We start from the raw sequence: 19140 nt of genomic DNA on the forward strand, positions 1-19140 counted from the left end.
ACATAAAAAATAATTAGTATCGCATAATCTGTAAGATATCTTACACGGTATATATGAAGTGTTCGAAAACTTACACATAAGGAGCAAGTGGTTAAATGAATGAAGATATCAGAATTTATAAAACAAAAATAGCTATTGAGCGAGCTTTCATTGAATTACTCCAACAACATGATTTTAAAGATATTACGATCAAAAAAATCTGTGATCAATCCCTTATCGGACGTTCTACTTTTTATAGTCATTATTTGGATAAGTACGACTTGCTAGAAAAATTAGTTAAACAGTATGCTTCTGATTTTAAAGTTGAAATTGAGCAGCGTTTTGATTCCATGAAAGATGGCAAGGTGGCCAATGCCATAGAACTTGTAACCGATAATATGATTAAAAATAAGCTGGAAATTTCAACATTGTTAACCGTTCATGAAGTATCAGCTGATTTACGTAAAGAATTTGAACAAATTTTGATTAGGACTTGCTTAGATTATTTAAAGCAACAGAATTCTTCAACTTCGATCGCATTGGAGTATTTAGCAGAACTATATGCTGCTAACTCAATGATGTCTATTCAGTGGGTTTTGAAAAATGGTAAAGATACTAACATCATTCTTCTTTTAGATCAAATGCAAGAATATATTTTTTCTCAGTTAAAGTCTGATCTATATACAAGTTAGCACGCGTGGAGTGAGGTTTTTATGACTGATATATCATCAGATGGGTTGCAGGAATAAGCTTTAAAGAAGGGGTCGAAGGGAGGAAACAGTAGAAGAATTGAAGCACTGGTTCAATTCTTCTACGCTAACAACATCGTTTCACCAAAAGGCAGCTTGCTGGAACTTTAACTTTATAATCCTTGGGTAAGTCCTAATATCTGATCATTCACATGTACATTACTTAATCCCCCGTGATAACAAACTACAGATGCAATGTCGAGATCTAAATACTTTTTCAATGAGAGATGAGCTGCATCCATATCCGGTGTGGTCGGGACATGAATTCCCCCGAGAATCCCGTTAACACTGTACATCGAATCCCCGGCAATAAGAGTCTTACTTTGCATTAAATAAAGGCTGATATGGCCAGGAGTATGCCCAGGCGTATGGATGACTCGAATTCTGCCGCAAAACGGCAGTTCCTGACCATCTATTAAGGTATCGTCCACTTTGCCCTTCGGGGGATTCTCAAGGTGACTATCTTTTAAAAGTGGGATATCCCCCTGAATATACGGCTTATCTAGTTCGTGTGCATAGACTTTAATATGATCGCCACACTCCTGCAAAATCTCAGGAAGACTTCCTATATGATCCACATCCTGATGCGTCAAAATCACAGATTTTAGTTGGTCGAACGACACGCCAACCTTTTCCATAGCCACGCGTAAATCTTCCATTTGTCCGGGGAATCCTGTGTCTATTAAAACAACCGTTTCTTGATCCCACAAAAGAATGGGGTGAATCATATTCCCATGAAAATCTAGCTGAAGCATTTCTACTCCCTGTGAAATTTCCATAATATCGGGCCTCCGTACAATGTAATTGCCACCCATGCTAAAATAGGTTCATGGGGCGAATCCAACTCTGTAGCGTTGCCGTTCCTTAATGTCAATGGATACGGTGCGAATGGATGTAATAGGAATAACAAGCGTCTGATATTGCGTAAGGTATTTAACGAACTTGTCGTCAATCTGATCCAGTACCCCGTCGCATACATGGGTCCCATCTATAAAATGAATAGTTACTTCCTTTCCTTGTAAGCTTGTTAACATGATATCACCTCGTATTATTTCTTGAAGTTTCTTGCAGATCATTAGGTTTTGAGCATACTCTACAAAGAAGTTATCACTTGATCAATAACCCCATATTCCAGTGCTTCCTGAGCGGACATGTAAAAATCCCGCTCCATATCTTTTTCGACTTTTTCAAAAGATTGTCCGGTTCGTTCAGCTGTGATACGAGTTGCCTTTTCACGAGTCCATAAAATTCGTTTCGCGCTAATCGCAATATCGCTGGCTTGCCCTTGTGCGCCTCCGTGCGGCTGATGGATCATGATTTCACTGTTCGGCAACGCCGAACGTTTCCCTTTGGCGCCCGCCAGCAACAAGATCGCGCCAAACGAAGCAGCGAATCCCGTACATATCGTGTGTACATTGGGTTTGATGTACTGCATCGTATCATAAATGGCAAATCCTGCGGAAGTAGAGCCACCCGGGCTGTTGATATACATGTAAATTTCTTTTTCCGGATCTTCAGCCGCCAGGAACAATAATTGAGCAATAATACTGTTAGCCAAATGATCATCGATGGCTGCCCCGACAAACACAATACGATCCTTTAAGAGTCTGGAATAGATATCGTACGATCTTTCACCTTGAGCGGTTTGCTCAACAACATAAGGAACATAAACACTCATTTTTATACCCCCAATTTCTTGTTTTCAGTTGATTTCTCCTTGTAAACGAACCGAGGCCGTAAAAAGATACGGAGGTTTCAATGGGAAAACGATTTACGTAAATGGTGTAACTTTTACAACCACTTGTTCGTTTACATTGGAGGTAGCAAATGGCTTTGCTCTAGGAAAGGGCAGAATAAGACCGTGGAGGAGAGGACCTATGCGCATAGATGATTCTATACAAATGACAGATAATACAATAAACATCGAGAACTTGAAGGAATTACAGGCGGTCCTGAAACGTTACTGTCTGTCGCTTACGAAATCAAATTGGGATGCGGAAGAACTGGCTCAGGACACTTGGATAAAAGCATTAGGTAAGTTAAATAGCTTCGAGCATAAAAATCCCAAAGCGCTTTTGCTACGAATTGCTAAGAACATCTGGATTGATGATATACGGAGAAAAGCAGTCTACACTCGAATATTGAATAGGGAACAAGCGAAAGTAACTGTACCGGATCATGGATCTTTTGAAATCGAGATAGCGTTGCAGTCCTTAATGAAACATTTATCTCCGCTTCAGAGAACTGTTTTTTTGCTGCGAGATGTGTTTGGATATTCGATTAGTGAGACATCCGACATGCTCGAAACAACGGAGGGAGCGGTAAAAGTTGCACTCCACCGGGCACGAAAATCGCTTGAAGCAGTCAAGAAGGATCTCCTCAAAGGAGAGTTATCCTTACCGGAAAGTGAAAACTCGAAGACTTTTCTAAGGGCGTTGACGGCGGCATATCAGAAGGGAGATATTGCAGCTATGGTTATGCTCTCCCATCAGGATGAAATGGAGCCGGACGTGGTGATCGGAATCGTCAATCATAAGCTGCAGCGGAGTCTCGCTTTAGTAAAACAAACGGATTCCCATACCATGAGTATGATAGCGGCGTAGTTTGCGAAGAGAAATGCGGGGCTGATCATAGTGGTTGTTTCTGATGAAACAAGTTCCCGGTCATACCAATTTACAGCTCTTAGCTGGGAATAAAATGAAGTATATTAAAGAAGATAGCGGAAGGGGAATGTTCAAATAAGTGAATTAGAAAATTTGCTAGAAGATAGGAACCCCGGGGGTAGTGTCAGCTTCGCTAGTACTACCCCGTGTAGATCAAGAGGGTACTAGCGATGCATAGGACAAGCACATTGCGAATTTGTCTAGCAAAGCAACCTACCTAAACGAAATGAGTGTAATATTCCAAACTGCACTTCTATTGATAACGATGCAAGAAGTCATCAACTAATTTGGCGTTTGTCATCTGAATTACGGACTGATTTTCCAGTTCCTCGGCCATATCATCATCCGTCATGGACACGAAAAAAATAATATCTTCTTTGGATTGGCCAAATTGATTAATAAGTACATCGTCTGTTTCCTTAACTACCTTGGCCATAATTTTTATCACTTCATCTTTATAGTCAAACACATTTTCGGTTGCATACAGAAATTTGCTAATATGATTCAAGTGTGTTGTATCGCCATATTGATATTCGCAAAATCCCCATCTATAATAATTTTCATCTTCCTTGCTGTTGCACAGGCCTTGGGCTTTCATGTTTGTGATATGTCTAACAAGTGATTCCTCCGTATTAACAGCAAGAAACAAAGTGACAAAATCGCTGTCTGTCCCAAAAGCACAACTGTAAACCTTCTCATTCTTCACTTCTTCCAGTATGCTTTTAAGATCATCCAAAAATCCTGCCCTAAATCTTTCCTCAAATTCATTCAGAAAATTGTTCATCGGGTTCATATACTCCTTTATGAGTTTTATGCTTGATTATATTTTACATTATTAGCACGACCGTGTAGCCTACCGTTTATTCTCTTGCTATTCTTGTCTTGTACTGACAATCCAAGGATCGTCACAGTTAACGAATGTCACCTTGATAAACTTAGAAAACCCTTTTATTTGTTTAAAAAAAGTTGTTATAATTGTTAGATCAGTGTGTAGAGATATTGGTACTAGTTTTAATGACCAAAAATATATGTCGCATGATACGTCTACCATCTGAAATATTTTTATTTCGGAGGGAAACAATATGTATAAGGAAGAAAGACTGCCTCAAAACGCAAAAGAAGGTATATTATTTTTATTGATTATTTCAATTATTTCAGTAAACACGATCGCCCCCATTATTATGGGATTGGAACGAGGCTTTAGTAAAGAAAACTATTTAGAAACGCTAAAGATTATTCCGTTTATGTGGATTATCGTTGTTTTATTAGTAAGATTTTGGATTGAGCTATTGGTTGCTCAGCCAATAGCAAGATTTGCAATGAAAAAAATACACGCAAGACAGGCTAGCAAAGCAGAGAGTGTAAATCCGTAACACGATACCAAAGGCATAATAAAAAAACCGTATAACAACGTGGTTTTTCGTAAATCGGTAAAGTTACAAACCATATAAAAAAAGCGCTGGTCCCAAGCTGGAACCAGCGCTTTTTCGCGTTTCGGATTACGAACTTTCGTCAGGCCAAGGAGGGCGGGTTGGCGACTTATTTCCTAAAATGACGCATTGCCGTCCGTTCTCCTCTATTCTTACTGGGCCGTTAAAATCAGTGGTCCGTCCGCAGTAACTGCGATCGTATGCTCATATTGCGCCGACAACTTGCCGTCGGCCGTTCTCGCCGTCCACTGATCGTCGTCGATCGTGATACGGAACGTACCTTCGTTGAGCATCGGTTCAATCGTAAACACCATGCCTTCCTTTAACCGAATGCCTTTGCCGGCTACGCCGATATGCTCGTAGCTCGGCTCCTCGTGCAGGCTCCGCCCGATCCCATGCGCCAGCAGATCGCGCACGACTGAATACCCGTTCGCTTCCGCATGTTGTTGAATCGCCGACGTTATGTCGCCGAGCCGGCCCCCCGGGAGTGCCCGGGCGATCCCCATATCCAAGCATTCCTTTGTCACCTTCATTAATTTTTGCGCTTCCGGCCGGATATTGCCCACCGCATAGCACCAGCACGAATCGCCAAACCATCCACCATATTCCACGACGATGTCGAGCTTCAGCAAGTCGCCGTCCATAAGCGCCCGGTTCGAAGGAATGCCGTGGGCCACCACATCGTTGACCGAAATGCAGGTTTCGGCGGGGAAACCGTTGTACCCTTTCGTAAACTGCTTGCCACCCAGCTTGGTGATGTGTCTGGCAACAAAGTCATTGATTTCCCGGGTGGTGATCCCAGGCTCGATCAGTTTGGCCACCTCGCGGTAGCAGTCCGCAACGATTTGGCTCGCCGGCTTCATCTCTTCGATTTCCCTAGGTGATTTTAGAATGATCATCTTTGTGTATTCGCTCCTTATCAATTCTATAATTTTAAAAACCGGACGATATCTTTGGCCTCCTCGTGCAGCTTTCCGCGACGAAGCGAAAGCGACGCGCAGCCGACCAAGGCGGCCAGCAGCATTTCCGCGCGCTGTAGCCGATACGGCGGCTCCGCCGCGTTTACGCCGGAAGCGGTAGCCCCGTCCGCCGCACGACCGGTTTCCAGCAGCGAGGCAAGCGGCGCGAGCACCTCCCGGCGAAAGGCGTCCGAGAGCGGGGCAGAGCGCGCTTCAGGCAGCGAGGCAAAGCCCTCACCGGCCAGCTTATGCAGCAGGTACAAGGCGTGGTCCTCCGCCCAAAGCTGCAGCAGCCGAATGCCGGCGGCGGCGACGGAGCCAAGCTCTGTGGAAGCGACCGTTTCGCGGCTGCTGCTTTGGGAATCCGCGGCAGCCGAGTTCCCGGTGTCCGCCGCAGCAGCCAAGCCGAAATGCTCGCCCGCTGGCGCCTCCCCCGAAGCCGAAGCGCGCGGGGCCTCCAGCCATCCCCCGGCCCGCTCCAACGCGTCCCACAGCAGATCGTGGAGCAAATTGCCCTTATTGCTGTAATAATGGTATACCGTGCCATAGCCGAGTCCCGCCTGCACGGCCACATCGCGGATTTCCAGTAAAGGCCCTTTATTCAAAAACACATCGGCAGCGGCTTTTCGGATTTGCGCCAGACGCCGCAGCCGGATCTCTTCGTTTTGTTCCTTCGTACGTGGAGACATCTCGTCCGTTCACCTCTTTTATTTTTGACCTACTCTTATGTCAATATAAAACATCGGCTTGCGAATAACAAGAGTCGGGCAAACAAAAGTCCCGGCAACACCTCATAAACGAATGAAGATCAGTTATTTATTAGCTCAATTTTAATGGTTTGATTGTACTGATATCATTTAGCTGGTCTCAGGTGAGCAGAAGTTATGCTATACTTGCGAAGTAAAAGGGGGTGCCTACTGATGGAGAATCTATTGGGATTGTCTGTGACTTCTTACACTCATGCAAAGCCAATTATTAGGAAAGCGTTACTTTGTATGGGGCGAAACCATTTTTAACGCTGAACAAGCTTTTTTAATATTTTTGGCTTTGCACCTTATTTTAAAATAATCAAAATAAGGGGCGAGCAAAATTGAGATATACGAATGCTACAAAAGTTTTACCTCAAAAACTAATTATGGAAATCCAAAAATATGTTCAAGGAGAGACTCTGTATATTCCTAAGCCAAAAACGGAATATATGGATTGGGGAAGTTTGAGTGGCGGGAGAATGTTGCTTGAACAGCGAAATGCTGCAATCAGAAATGCTTTTCAAAATAGCAGCAGTATCGAGCAATTAGCTAAGGAATTTTTCCTCTCTACCGAAACCATTAAGAAAATTGTGTATTCACATAAAAATACCTAGTTTGCAAAGTGGCGTGGTGCTATACTCGCGTCAATGAATTTAATTTTGGCCTCATAACATGGTGAGCTTAGGGCGTGACCGGATGATCGTGGTGAAAAATCAATCCGGTCACGTCTTTTTGTTTGGCAAAAGGTTTGATGTGTGTTCGCATTTCATTTTCTCTCTTGAGCTTTTTTACATACCGTTCTTGATCCCAAAATTCCGTTCACCCTCCCCGATGATCCAACAGACCCATTCTATTTCAAAGGCTGTACTTCATTTTTTCATTATTGTTTTTATGCCAAAAATGATTCTAAATCGTTGTTTTCATTTATTAAGCTTATTTTAATCTTTAAAATATGAATATAAACAACAGCAACAATTAAAGGGAAAAATGTATTGATTCATTGTCTTTAAAATAAGAAAGTGAGGAAACAATTACTATGGGAGAGCAAAAAAGTAGAAGTAGACATCTGATTGATCCGGAAATTATCAGTGCAGTTGATTTAATACCAACAACCGATCTTACCGAATCTACACTAATGGAAGCACGTAAAAATCAATCTCAAATGATGCAACAAATAGATGTAACGCAGATGTTCCCTATTACATTAGAAAAAAAGGTTGTGCCAAGTTACTTTAGTGGTCCAGATATTCAAATAGAAATCATTAAGCCCAAACATTCAAAGCATCATAAGATGCCTCTATATTATTCGATACACGGAGGCGGGATGGTCTTAGGAAGTCCAGTCGTGGATCGTCCTGCTAATGCATCTCTTGCTGCACAACATGGTTTCTGTTGTGTATCCGTGTACTATCGCCTAGCACCAGAGCATGTGCAGCCAAGTCAGTTACAGGATTGTTATTCGGGCCTAAAATGGTGTATTGAACATGCGGAAGAGTTAGGGATAGATACTCAGAAAGTTGCCGTAGGGGGCAGCAGCGCTGGCGGCGGTTTGGCGGCTGGCCTAGCCTTGTACATTCGTGATCAGAAGGAATTCGAAATCCATCATCTAAGATTGATGAGGCCAATGCTAGACGATCGGACAAGTACCGCACCAGAGCATCCATACGCAGGAGAGTTTATTTGGACAAAACAAAGTAATTATTTTGGCTGGAAATCTGTATTGGGGGAAGAACCGGGTCAAGAGGAGGTAAATGAGTATTTTGCGCCGGCCCGTGCTAAGTCATTGGCCGGGTTACCACCGACTTATATAAATATAGGTACCCTTGATTTATTCATTGATGAAGCCTTGGTTTTTGCAAAACAACTAGCTTTTGATGGAGTCTTAGTGGAATTACATGTCTATCCCGGGTACCATCATATGTCTCCTGCGTTTCCGGATGCACATTTTTCAAAAGAAGGGGCCAGAACAAGTGAATACGCCTTACTGAAAGCGCTGGAGATCTTTGATATAAATTCTAATGAGTATAATGCTAAACTCTAATAAGCTCCGACTGCAGTTATTAATTCTAATCTGATATCATCTTTTTTTCATCTCTTCCGACTTTTACCACCCATTTAGGGTAAAATAGTACCAAGCATAAAATCCAACTACGGAAGTGGTGATGTCCCATGACAACGAGCAGCAAACCGAATAGACTATCCAAGGAAAAATCACCGTATTTGCTACAGCATGCTCACAATCCGGTAAATTGGTTCCCTTGGTCAGATGAGGCTTTTGAAATTGCTAAACGTGATAACAAGCCTATTTTCCTATCTGTTGGCTATTCCACTTGCCATTGGTGCCATGTAATGGGGAGAGAATCTTTCGAGGATGAAGAAGTGGCTGAGCTATTAAACAGGGATTACGTATCCATTAAGGTGGATCGTGAAGAACGTCCGGATGTGGATCATATCTATATGTCCATCTGCCAGACGATGACAGGGCATGGAGGCTGGCCACTGACAATATTGATGACGCCGGATCAGAAGCCTTTTTTTGCGGGGACGTATTTGCCCAAGGAGCAAAAGTATGGCCGTGTCGGACTGTTGGAGCTGCTGGACAAGGTGGGTGCCCGGTGGAAAGAACAACCCGAAGAGCTGGTGGAGCTGAGTGAGCAGGTACTTACCGAGCATGAGCGGCAGGACTTGCTTGCAGGTTATCGCGGTGAACTGGATGAACAGAGCTTGAATAAAGCCTTCCATGAATATAGCCACACCTTCGATAAGGAATATGGCGGCTTCGGGGAAGCTCCTAAGTTTCCTTCTCCGCATAACCTGTCTTTTCTGCTGCGATATGCACAGCATACGGGGAATCAACAGGCACTGGAAATGGCAGAGAAAACGCTAGATGCGATGTCCCGTGGCGGAATCTACGACCACGTAGGCATGGGGTTCTCACGATACTCCGTGGACGAGAAATGGTTGGTGCCGCATTTTGAAAAAATGCTGTATGACAATGCTCTGTTGGCCATCGCGTATACAGAAGCTTGGCAGGTGACAGGCAAGGAACTGTACCGACGGATTACAGAACAAATCTTTACATATATCGCAAGAGACATGACGGATGCAGGGGGTGCCTTTTATTCGGCGGAGGATGCGGATTCCGAAGGAGAAGAGGGGAGATTCTATGTCTGGGACGACTCTGAGGTAAGGGCTATACTAGGCGATGAGGATGCCGCCTTTTTCAACGATTTGTATGGGATTACACCTTACGGCAATTTTGAAGGCCACAACATTCCAAACCTGATTGATATCAATCTGGAAGCCTATGGGATCAAACATGACTTGACTGAGCAGGAACTGGAACAGCGGGTTAGTGAGCTACGCGCCAAGCTGTTTGCTGCCAGAGAACAGCGGGTTCATCCTCATAAGGATGACAAGATTTTGACCTCGTGGAACGGGTTGATGATTGCTGCACTGGCGAAGGCGGGACAAGCTTTTGGAGACACAAGATATACAGAGCAAGCTCAGAAAGCTGAGACGTTTTTGTGGAACCATTTGAAACAGGAGAACGGACGGCTGTTAGCACGTTATCGGGACGGAGAAGCAGCTTATCCCGGTTATGTAGATGATTATGCTTTTTATGTGTGGGGCTTGATCGAGCTATACCAGGCGACCTTCGATATAGAGTATCTGCAACGGGCGTTGACGCTCAATCAAAATATGATCGACTTATTCTGGGATGAGGAGCGGGACGGATTATTCTTTTATGGGTCAGATAGTGAGCAGCTAATTGCCAAGCCTAAAGAAATCTATGACGGTGCGATTCCGTCGGGTAACAGCATTGCGGCTCATAATTTTGTGCGGCTTGCACGGCTAACGGGTGAATCCCGATTGGAGAATTATGCAGCCAAGCAGTTTAAGGCTTTTGGCGGCATGGTTGCTCATTACCCGTCAGGCTGCTCAGCCTTGCTCAGCGCGTTGCTGTATGCAACAGGAACGACAAAAGAGATTGTGATTGTAGGTCATTGGGACGATCCGCAGACCGTACAGTTCATTCAGGCGATTCGAGCGGGGTTCAGGCCGAATACGGTCGTTATTCTGAAGGATGAAGGACAGTCGGAGATTGCAGAGACAGTTTCTTATATCCGTGATTACAATCTTGTGGAAGGCAAACCAGCTGTATATGTGTGTGAGCATTTTACCTGTCAGGCACCTGTTACCAGACTTGAAGATCTGAAGGTGTTGTTGGATTGAACTGAATAAAGCGATCAAACCTAATCCCCTCGGGGGTAGTAAGCATAAGGTGATTTTCGAAAATGACCTTATGTTTGCTACCTTCAAGGGGATTATTTTCATATTAAGAGGTAGGTATAGTGAGATGAAACTAATATTTTCTTAACATATGCTACGCATTTTTTTTAATATTTTTTAGGTATATTATATCAAAGAACCGGTTCCGACCAGCCTTGCTGTTTTCGAAAATGAGTACATATACCTATTTAACTAGCGTGTTTATATCTTTTATGTCCAAGCGTTTTAGCAGCAGATGTGAAAAATGTGAAAGAGAGTCTGTCGGGTGATTGTCGTCATCGGCAAGACGAAGAGGTTCGCCATAGGTTAGGAAATCCAGGTAATGAAATGGAGATGTTTATTAATGAAGAAGTTATCGGGGAAAAAGTGGCTAGTCGCAAGGATGCTCAGCAAAAATTTTAAAACGAAGCTAATGGTCGCCTTTATTGCATTTCTGATTTTACCGTCCATGATCGTGGGGGCTTTGTCGTTTGTGAGCGCTAGTCAGCAGATTCGAAACCAGATTGAAGAAAGTGCCGAGCAGGCTATCATCCGCACTAATTTTATTATTGATAGTACTATTGAACCCAAGGTACATGATGCAGAATATTTTGCAGAAAGACTAAAAGGCAATCGGGTAGAGACGGAGGAACAAGCGGCCAAACTGGAAGAGTTTTTTAAGCAATATGCTGCACTTCATCCTGAAGCAGAATCCATTTCTTATGGTACGAAGGACGGTAAATTTACAACCTATCCACAGAAGCAATTACCGGATAATTATGATCCACGAGTCAGACCTTGGTACGATAAAGCGATAAAGGAGCAAGCAAAGACAGCGATTAGTTCTCCCTATCTTTCGGCAAGCTCGAAGCAAATGACGGTTACGGTGTCCAAGGCAACGTCAGATGGATCGGGTGTTATTGGCATTGACCTGAAAATAAGTGGTATTAAAGAGACGTTGAACAATATTAAAGTAGGTCATGAGGGTTATGCTATATTGCTGGACAGCAACCATACTTACATTGTACATCCGACGAAGGAAGCGGGCACCAAAATTACAGATATTGAATCACGCATGTTTCAGAGCGATGCTGGTGAATACGAGTATGAGTATGAAGGACAGCCCAAATATATGAACTATGCGACTAACAAGCTAACTGGCTGGAAGATAGGCGGAACGCTATATTTGTCTGAAGTCGATGAGGCAGCAGGACCGATTTTGATCAGCACTTTACTAACCATCATCGGTTGTCTTGTGATTGGTATTATCATCGTTTATTTCCTGATCCGTTCCATCATCAAACCGATTTTAAAGTTAAAAGAACAAGCGGTAAATGTGAGCGCCGGAGATCTGACACAGGACATTCAAGTAAAGAGCGAGGACGAGATCGGAGAATTAGGAGTGGCTTTTCAAAATATGCAGAATAACTTGCGATCTGTCATTCAGAACGTAGGGAACAGTGCAGATCATGTCGCAATTTCTTCGAATGAACTGACAATAAGCGCGGAACAAACCAGTGCTGCAAGTGAGCAGGTGTCCCAGGCTGTGCAAGAAATAGCCAGTGGTGCAGAGAAGCAGACTACAGGGCTGGAAAATAATTCGGTGGCCCTCGATGAAATTGCACAAGGAATCACCCAAATCGCTGAACGCTCGATTTCGGTAGCCGATTTGGCCAAACGATCTGCCTTGCAAGCCGAGGAAGGACGAAAGTCTGTTGAGCAGACAGGTGAGCAAATGAATTCCATTCATCAATCAGTAGAGCGTTCCAACCAGATGATTCAAACCTTGCAAGCCCGCTCTCATGAAATCGGTGAAATTACGAAGGTTATCGGCGATATCTCCAATCAGACAAACCTGCTGGCATTGAATGCAGCTATTGAGGCAGCCAGAGCGGGTGATCATGGAAAAGGCTTTGCCGTCGTTGCTGATGAGGTGCGCAAGCTGGCAGAGCAGTCTCAGACATCCGCCACACAGATTGCCACCTTGATTGCCGAAATTCAGCATGAAACCGAAACAACAGTGAAGACGATGGACAGGGTTACGACTGAGGTGCAGGATGGACTGCAGATTTCCAAAGCAACCATTGTCAAGTTGGGTCATGCGATGGAAGGCATTCGAGAGACAACACCTCAGGTAGAGGAGGTCGCTGCGATTGCACAGCAAATATCAGCCAGTGTACAAGAGATTGCAGCGACAGCCAACGAACTGGCGACGATTGCAACCGGTAATGCCGCCACATCTGAGGAAGTTGCCGCCTCCTCACAAGAGCAGCTGGCTTCCATGGAGGAAATATCAGCTTCTGCACAGTTGCTTTCAACCATGGCTACTGATTTGAAGGTGATGATCAGTCGTTTCAAATATTAAAACGAGCTTGAACCCTATGGAATCTATAGTACAATGAATGCTCGGGACAGTTCTTTAAGCCTTATGGCATAAGGAATCTGTCCTGAGTTTTTTTATATTTTCGATTTATTGTACAAAACATGGAAGATTATAAGGGGGGCGAACACTTGGTTCGAGATTTAATGCTATGTGCTATCGTGATATTATTGTTAGTTTTAATTTTTCAGCGTCAGCTTGTTCGTCAGGCGATTACAGGTGTTTTTTATGGAGTGGCAGGAATTCTGTTCTTATATTTTGGCATAAGTGATAAAACACTGCTGACCTGCTTGCTGGAGCTAGGGATTGGTCTAATGTTCATGATTCTGTTTGTGCACACTTTAATGACCGCTAAGTATACATATGGACAACGTTTGTTAAACAAAGACCGTGATCTGCTGAATTTACTTCGGGTCCAACCGGGTTTTACCTTCAGGCTGGAGAAAAGTGGTGATGAATTTTATTATAGGCTGCTTGAAGGGGAATTGCTGGAGCGCGTAGGTCTGAATCTGCAAGTCAACTACAACAAAAGGGAGCATGTGAAGCGTCTCGGGGACATATTGGAGCTTTCCTCTGAAACGATGGAGCAGCTTAGTCAATACTACAAGCAAGCTTGGTTTGGTGATCGAACCGTATTTGAATTGGAGTTTTGGGAATATTCGGCTCTCATTACCTTACATCCGGTTATGGAGGACGGGATTACTGGGTATGTTATCGGTCACGTGTTGGATATTACAGAGTATAAAGCCTCCGAGCAGAAGAGAATGGAGATGGACGAGGCTAACCATGCGAAAAGCATTTTTTTGGCTCATATGAGTCACGAAATCCGCACCCCGCTGAATGGAATCATCGGTCTGTCAAAGCTATTGAATAAGACTGAACTGACTGCCGTTCAAAGAGATTACCTCGACAAGCTTCTTGCCTCCTCGCGTACCCTTTCATCCATGCTCAGTAACGTATTGGATTTTTCCAAAATGGAAGCCGGCAGTCTGGAACTGGAAAAGGTAGAATTTGAGCCGGAAAAAATGCTTCGGCATCTCGCAGATACCGTTGGAACTTTGCTGGAAGATAAGGAAATAGAGATCGTATTTATAACGGACCTGGCGTTACCGAAAAGGTTTAAGGGTGATCCGCTTCGAATGGAGCAGGTGCTTTCAAATCTTCTGACCAACGCCATCAAGTTTACGGATCAGGGACATGTATTGTTACAGGTGAAAATGCTCAGTCAGCAGGGCGGACGAGTAGGCGTTTCTTTTATGGTAGAAGATACGGGAATAGGAATTTCTGAGACGTGTATGGACAAGCTATTCGTCCCTTTTATCCAGGCGAGTACCTCAACCAGCCGCAGATATGGGGGCTCTGGGCTGGGTTTGGCCATTAGCAAGCATTTGGCTGAAGCTATGGGGGGGAAAGTAGAGGTGAAAAGCCAATTAGGAGAGTACAGTCAATTTTACTTTAATGTCGAGTTGGATACCGGGGAATTGAATGCGGGAAGCACACGAATAGAAAAACAAATCAAAGGCAAAGCCTTAATTGTTGCACAACATGAACTGGTGAAATACAGCTTGAACGAACTACTGCAAGATTTGGGATTAAAACCATTCACTATTTCATCCTTCCAAGAAAGTATGGACGCTTTTCAAAAGGGTGAGCATTTTGATTTTGTTATCATTGATATGGGGATGGAAGGTTTTAGAGAACTGGACTCCCGGAGGCAATGGCTTCAAATGCTGGATAGGCAGATAACTCAGATCATTGGACTTACAACCGTGTTTCAGATGGAAACCATAGCTGATGGGGACATGGATCATAGGATCGATGCCTTTTTGTCCAAGCCCGTTACCCGGAACGCTCTGCTGGAGGTTCTCTGCTGGAAGAAGGAACAGTCAGTGCCTGCAGATGGTAATACTCTGGAGACTCATGTGACCATGAGTTCCCGCAATGAGGTGGGGGATACAACACAGAAGTATCAAATTCTCATAGCAGAGGATAACGAAATTAACCAGGTGGTAATTACCGAGTTTTTAGCAGAGCGTAACTTTGAGGTAACGATGGTCACGAACGGAAGAGAACTAATAGCGTTACTGGAACTGCGTTACTGGGATATGGTGTTGCTTGATCTGCATATGCCAGAGATGGATGGTTTTGAGACGGCGAGACATATTCGGAGAAACAAAGCTTTTAACAGACTTCCCATTATCGCTTTTACCGCTGATGCTGTGCAGCATGAACAGGAAGTTTGTCTTCGTGCCGGTATTAATGCCGTGCTTCTCAAGCCTATCCATGAGCTGAACGCTGCTAGAGTGTTAACTAGCTGGATTAACTTAGCGTGGCTGCAAGATTTACATGGTATTCACGCAGAGCAGGCGATAACCGCTATGGATGGCAAGGTGTATATTTTTCAATTTGCCCTTTATAAATGGATTCAAGAATACCAGCATCTTGATAAGAGAGTAGTGAAAAAAATGGGCAATGGGCAGTTATCTTCTGCTCTTCGATTAATCCACTCGCTTAAGGGAGGAACGGGGAATCTATGCGCGCCAGAGCTGCTGGCAAAGGTGATAGAGCTGGAAAAGGCATTGAAGCGCAGCAATGAAACCTCAACAGGTGAACTGTATCCGGACTGGAAAGAGCAACTCAGTATGGTTCAGAAGGAGATTAATCAGATCAAGTCATCACTTCCCTGGAGCTGACCGTATTATTGCATAAATTTGTAGCCGATTCCCCAGATGGTCTTGATCAATTGCGGTTTCTTAGGGTCTTTTTCAATTTTTCTGCGTAAATGGTTAATATGTACGTCCACAGCCCTCTCATTAATAAAGGAGTCTGTGCCACGGAGAGCTTGAATCAAAGCATACCTGCTGAATACAATTCCCCGGTTCAAATAAAAAAGCTTCATGAGCTCAAATTCTGAATATGTTGTCTCCACATTCTGTCCGTTAACGGTAATCATTCTTTTCGCTAGATCCAAAGTAATGCCCGTTTCAGGTTCAGGTGCTCTGCCTCTTCCTTGCAAGCGTGTGATTTCAATACGACGGAAAAGAGCCTCTATCCGTGCTTTTAGCTCTTGCATACTAAAAGGCTTGCAAATATAATCATCTGCTCCCAACGTAAGTGTACGAATGCGCTCTGATATGTTGTTTTCTGTAGAAATCACGATGATGGGCACGTCCGTATGCTTGCGTATCAGTGGGCAGGGATTCATTCCATCCAAATCTGGAAGCAACAGATCCAGCAAAATAATATCGGGCTGTACGATCTCAAGCCTAGCAATACCCTCAGACGCTTGTTCCACTCGAGTAACGTTGTAGTCTTCTCCTGTTAAATACAAGGAAAGGGTATCTCCCAGCATATTGTCATCTTCAATAATTAAAACATTAGACATGATCATATTTCCTTATCTTTCTATCAAATTCGAGCCAAATAGTTAGGATAGCTGCAATAGTTTACAACAAGTTTTTGGCAGGTCCTGTTGATAGAGTAAACTCCTTTGGACAGTCTGTCAAAAGATCAGGTTTGTTGTGGCAATCCTGTGGACAAATAGTCCAGATGTATATCTATTTGATATGGAAATGTACTATTTTTGAGATTTATTTCTATAATACGACAATTTTCGTTTTCTTATAACAATATACTACAAGCCGTTGATAATAAATTACAAAAATTTAACAAAACACCTCAGAAACATGCATTGACTTAAATGAAAATTATGGTATTTTATTACATAGGAGTTGACATCCTCTGATAGGCCTCTTAGAAAAACCCACTATTTAATCTTCTACTAACTTACTCTCAATGTGCTATCTCTGTATTTAATTTTCGTACTTTAATTGTTCTTGCGATCATACTTATGATTCTTTGGTGTGGATATCCCATTGTGAATTCAGACTGTCTACTCTTTTAGATTACATATTTACATTTTTTTGCTTTCCATGCTTGTATTTTTTAAAATCAGGTCAGCGGGAGGACGAGAGATCATGAACACATTCGAAGTGCTGGAGTCCAATGTAAGATCCTATTGCAGAAGTTTTCCAGTTGTTTTCAACAAAGCTAAAAACGATGTACTGTACACGGAGGCAGGCAAGGGCTACATTGACTTTTTTGCCGGTGCAGGGGCTTTGAACTATGGGCACAATAATGATTTTATGAAAAATCGGATATTGGATTATTTAACTTCCGACCGGATTATGCATGGTCTGGATATGTACACGACGGCCAAGCAAGAGTTTATGGAGTCTTTTTCAGAGCGTATTCTCCAGCCCAAGGGCTTGAATTATAAGCTGCAATTTTGCGGACCGACCGGAACTAATGCAGTGGAAGCAGCACTGAAACTTGCACGCAAGGTGAAAAACAGAAATGGTATTTTTGCTTTTATGGGCGCGTTCCACGGGATGTCGCTGGGTAGTTTATCTATTACCAGCAACAACTCCATGAGAGAGAGCGCAGGGGTTCCCCTGAACAATGTTACCTTCATACCTTATAACAGCACATTTAACGGAATGGATACCATTTTGTATATGGAGCAGCTTTTAACAGACACCCATTCGGGTGTGGAAAAGCCTGCCGCGATCATTTTGGAAACGGTACAGGCTGAAGGCGGTATTCATATTGCAGAGACCGAATGGCTGCGTGATTTGCGACAGCTGTGCGATGATCATGATATTTTGCTCATTGTTGACGATATTCAAGTCGGTTGCGGCCGGGTTGGATCGTTCTTCTCATTCGAGCGGGCGGGAATTGTTCCTGATATGGTTGTTTTGTCCAAATCGATCAGTGGATACGGATTGCCAATGTCTCTGTTGCTACTGAAGCCAGAATTGGATATATGGAGTCCGGGTGAGCATAACGGCACCTTCCGTGGAAATCAGCTTGCTTTCGTCGGGGCAAAGGCTGCGCTGGAGTTCAGAGATACGGTAGAGCTGGAAGCACAAGTGAAGGAAAAAGAGGCTTTTGTTCAGCAGTTCTTACGTGAACATATCCAATCGATAGATCCTCTTATTGAAATTCGTGGCATGGGATTGATCTGGGGGATTGATGTGTCTCATCTGGGAGAAGTGTTCGCCAAGGAGGTAGCGTCTCTCTGCTTTAGTAGGGGACTCATTATTGAACGCGCTGGGCGTAACGATACGGTAATTAAAATTATGCCAGCGTTAACGATAAGCTTGGAAAACTTGCGTAAGGGCTGCGAAATTATTAAAGAAAGTATGGCACAGGTAACCAGTACCTTGGTTACGATGTAAATCGATCAGTAAAGCCCCTTGGCTGGAGCTGCCGTCTGCTGTAAAGCAGGTATGGCGGGCGCCGTCCAAGGGGCTTTCTAGTAAAAAATTAAGAAATAACCGTTTGGGCGTATTTTTGTGCGGATTGTTCTAGTTGCTCATCGGTCAATACTGCAGCACCATATTGTACGAAATAAGGGAGCAATTTGACACCAATCATATGGCCTGTAGCTTCCAGAGGTCTCAACAGCTCTTCGATCGTATACCTGTTCCGTCCGTCATGTTGATAATTTTCCTCAACGCTGGCAGCAGACAAGGCGATCAACAACTCTTTGCCCTGTAGCTTGCCACCTTCGCTTCCATAAGCCCAGCCGTAGGTTAGAACCTTATCCAGCCATTTTTTCAGCAGAGAAGGAGTGCTGTACCAGTAAAAAGGGAATTGCAGAACGATACGGTCATGCTGCTCTAGCAGTTCCTGCTCCTGGGCGACATTGATTTGCTCATCTGGATATACCTCATACAGGTTGTGAACGGTCACGTCGGATTGTTTCTTGAGTTCTTGCACCCATCTTTTGTTAATGCGAGATTGCGCAAGATCAGGGTGAACGACAATAACGAGGGTTGACATTTAAAAACCATCTCCTTCGAACTTATTTATTGTAAGTAAATAACTAATACATATGTAACAATTTTAGTTTCAACTTATGGAATTGTCAACTCTATTACATTTTAAGCTCTAT

17 protein-coding genes are annotated in these 19140 nt (G+C 43.6%); 9 read left to right on the plus strand and 8 right to left on the minus strand.

The features are described 5' to 3' along the window. The first annotated feature begins 95 nt into the window (after positions 1-95). Positions 96-671, plus strand: a complete 576-nt coding sequence (locus MHI21_RS12425; protein WP_342420118.1) for a TetR/AcrR family transcriptional regulator — start codon at positions 96-98, stop codon at positions 669-671. A 170-nt stretch (positions 672-841) separates the two neighbouring features. On the opposite strand, the gene MHI21_RS12430 is transcribed toward MHI21_RS12425, so the two are convergent. From MHI21_RS12430 to clpP, 3 genes are read right to left on the minus strand one after another with little or no spacing between them, the layout of a single operon-like run. Then, the gene (locus tag MHI21_RS12430) at positions 842-1507 is read right to left on the minus strand and encodes an MBL fold metallo-hydrolase (protein ID WP_342420119.1); all 666 of its coding nucleotides are present in this window, start codon (positions 1505-1507) and stop codon (positions 842-844) included. A gap of 48 nt (positions 1508-1555) precedes the next feature. Beyond that, positions 1556-1762 (minus strand): hypothetical protein, encoded by a 207-nt coding sequence (locus MHI21_RS12435; RefSeq protein ID WP_341161518.1) that lies wholly within the window; start codon positions 1760-1762, stop codon positions 1556-1558. 59 nt (positions 1763-1821) lie between these two features. Then, the gene (clpP, locus tag MHI21_RS12440) at positions 1822-2406 is read right to left on the minus strand and encodes an ATP-dependent Clp endopeptidase proteolytic subunit ClpP (protein ID WP_341161517.1); all 585 of its coding nucleotides are present in this window, start codon (positions 2404-2406) and stop codon (positions 1822-1824) included. 199 nt (positions 2407-2605) lie between these two features. On the opposite strand from clpP, the gene MHI21_RS12445 reads away from it, so the two are divergent. Further along, positions 2606-3331 carry an RNA polymerase sigma factor gene (locus MHI21_RS12445; protein ID WP_341161516.1) on the plus strand — a complete coding sequence of 242 codons (726 nt, stop codon included), beginning with the start codon at positions 2606-2608 and terminating at the stop codon, positions 3329-3331. Positions 3332-3644: 313 nt separating this feature from the next. Here the strand turns inward: MHI21_RS12445 and MHI21_RS12450 are convergent, their stop codons facing one another. Beyond that, positions 3645-4175 carry a DUF4303 domain-containing protein gene (locus MHI21_RS12450; RefSeq protein ID WP_342420120.1) on the minus strand — a complete coding sequence of 177 codons (531 nt, stop codon included), beginning with the start codon at positions 4173-4175 and terminating at the stop codon, positions 3645-3647. Between the two features lie 298 nt (positions 4176-4473). Here MHI21_RS12450 and MHI21_RS12455 point away from each other — a divergent pair, with 298 nt between their 5' ends. Then, complete coding sequence (locus tag MHI21_RS12455; protein ID WP_341161514.1) at positions 4474-4764, plus strand: hypothetical protein; 291 nt, start codon at positions 4474-4476, stop codon at positions 4762-4764. Between the two features lie 209 nt (positions 4765-4973). Here MHI21_RS12455 and map read toward each other — a convergent pair whose 3' ends face one another. After that, positions 4974-5720: a type I methionyl aminopeptidase gene (map, locus tag MHI21_RS12460; RefSeq protein ID WP_254327420.1), complete on the minus strand. Its 747-nt coding sequence runs from the start codon at positions 5718-5720 to the stop codon at positions 4974-4976. A gap of 26 nt (positions 5721-5746) precedes the next feature. Then, positions 5747-6469 (minus strand): TetR family transcriptional regulator, encoded by a 723-nt coding sequence (locus tag MHI21_RS12465; RefSeq protein WP_342420121.1) that lies wholly within the window; start codon positions 6467-6469, stop codon positions 5747-5749. 401 nt (positions 6470-6870) lie between these two features. Between MHI21_RS12465 and MHI21_RS12470 the strand changes: the two genes are divergently transcribed. From MHI21_RS12470 to MHI21_RS12490, 5 genes are all read left to right on the plus strand, one after another. Beyond that, complete coding sequence (locus MHI21_RS12470; protein WP_341161512.1) at positions 6871-7143, plus strand: CD3324 family protein; 273 nt, start codon at positions 6871-6873, stop codon at positions 7141-7143. 422 nt (positions 7144-7565) lie between these two features. Then, entirely contained in the window at positions 7566-8570 is a 1005-nt protein-coding gene (locus MHI21_RS12475; protein ID WP_342420122.1) for an alpha/beta hydrolase, read from the plus strand. 128 nt (positions 8571-8698) lie between these two features. Next, entirely contained in the window at positions 8699-10765 is a 2067-nt protein-coding gene (locus MHI21_RS12480; RefSeq protein WP_342420123.1) for a thioredoxin domain-containing protein, read from the plus strand. A gap of 400 nt (positions 10766-11165) precedes the next feature. Then, positions 11166-13166, plus strand: a complete 2001-nt coding sequence (locus MHI21_RS12485) for a methyl-accepting chemotaxis protein (protein WP_341161445.1) — start codon at positions 11166-11168, stop codon at positions 13164-13166. A gap of 146 nt (positions 13167-13312) precedes the next feature. Beyond that, positions 13313-15874: a response regulator gene (locus MHI21_RS12490; RefSeq protein WP_341161444.1), complete on the plus strand. Its 2562-nt coding sequence runs from the start codon at positions 13313-13315 to the stop codon at positions 15872-15874. A gap of 5 nt (positions 15875-15879) precedes the next feature. Here MHI21_RS12490 and MHI21_RS12495 read toward each other — a convergent pair whose 3' ends face one another. Next, positions 15880-16566 (minus strand): response regulator transcription factor, encoded by a 687-nt coding sequence (locus MHI21_RS12495; RefSeq protein ID WP_165179665.1) that lies wholly within the window; start codon positions 16564-16566, stop codon positions 15880-15882. Between the two features lie 592 nt (positions 16567-17158). Between MHI21_RS12495 and ectB the strand changes: the two genes are divergently transcribed. Continuing rightward, the gene (ectB, locus tag MHI21_RS12500; RefSeq protein WP_069291890.1) at positions 17159-18421 is read left to right on the plus strand and encodes a diaminobutyrate--2-oxoglutarate transaminase; all 1263 of its coding nucleotides are present in this window, start codon (positions 17159-17161) and stop codon (positions 18419-18421) included. A gap of 88 nt (positions 18422-18509) precedes the next feature. Here ectB and MHI21_RS12505 read toward each other — a convergent pair whose 3' ends face one another. Further along, positions 18510-19028, minus strand: coding sequence for an NAD(P)H-dependent oxidoreductase (locus MHI21_RS12505; protein WP_165179664.1), 519 nt, complete (start codon positions 19026-19028; stop codon positions 18510-18512). Positions 19029-19140: the final 112 nt, after the last annotated feature.

Origin of the sequence: Paenibacillus sp. FSL H8-0168 (assembly GCF_038592955.1) — a bacterium.
Taxonomy (GTDB): domain Bacteria; phylum Bacillota; class Bacilli; order Paenibacillales; family Paenibacillaceae; genus Paenibacillus; species Paenibacillus polymyxa_B.

Coding starts and splice junctions, on each gene's coding strand:
- MHI21_RS12425 (WP_342420118.1), top strand. CDS start 96: ATGAATGAAGATATCAGAATTTATAAAACAAAAATAGCTATTGAGCGA.
- MHI21_RS12430 (WP_342420119.1), bottom strand. CDS start 1,507: ATGGAAATTTCACAGGGAGTAGAAATGCTTCAGCTAGATTTTCATGGG.
- MHI21_RS12435 (WP_341161518.1), bottom strand. CDS start 1,762: ATGTTAACAAGCTTACAAGGAAAGGAAGTAACTATTCATTTTATAGAT.
- clpP (WP_341161517.1), bottom strand. CDS start 2,406: ATGAGTGTTTATGTTCCTTATGTTGTTGAGCAAACCGCTCAAGGTGAA.
- MHI21_RS12445 (WP_341161516.1), top strand. CDS start 2,606: ATGCGCATAGATGATTCTATACAAATGACAGATAATACAATAAACATC.
- MHI21_RS12450 (WP_342420120.1), bottom strand. CDS start 4,175: ATGAACAATTTTCTGAATGAATTTGAGGAAAGATTTAGGGCAGGATTT.
- MHI21_RS12455 (WP_341161514.1), top strand. CDS start 4,474: ATGTATAAGGAAGAAAGACTGCCTCAAAACGCAAAAGAAGGTATATTA.
- map (WP_254327420.1), bottom strand. CDS start 5,720: ATGATCATTCTAAAATCACCTAGGGAAATCGAAGAGATGAAGCCGGCG.
- MHI21_RS12465 (WP_342420121.1), bottom strand. CDS start 6,469: ATGTCTCCACGTACGAAGGAACAAAACGAAGAGATCCGGCTGCGGCGT.
- MHI21_RS12475 (WP_342420122.1), top strand. CDS start 7,566: ATGGGAGAGCAAAAAAGTAGAAGTAGACATCTGATTGATCCGGAAATT.
- MHI21_RS12480 (WP_342420123.1), top strand. CDS start 8,699: ATGACAACGAGCAGCAAACCGAATAGACTATCCAAGGAAAAATCACCG.
- MHI21_RS12485 (WP_341161445.1), top strand. CDS start 11,166: ATGAAGAAGTTATCGGGGAAAAAGTGGCTAGTCGCAAGGATGCTCAGC.
- MHI21_RS12495 (WP_165179665.1), bottom strand. CDS start 16,566: ATGTCTAATGTTTTAATTATTGAAGATGACAATATGCTGGGAGATACC.
- ectB (WP_069291890.1), top strand. CDS start 17,159: ATGAACACATTCGAAGTGCTGGAGTCCAATGTAAGATCCTATTGCAGA.
- MHI21_RS12505 (WP_165179664.1), bottom strand. CDS start 19,028: ATGTCAACCCTCGTTATTGTCGTTCACCCTGATCTTGCGCAATCTCGC.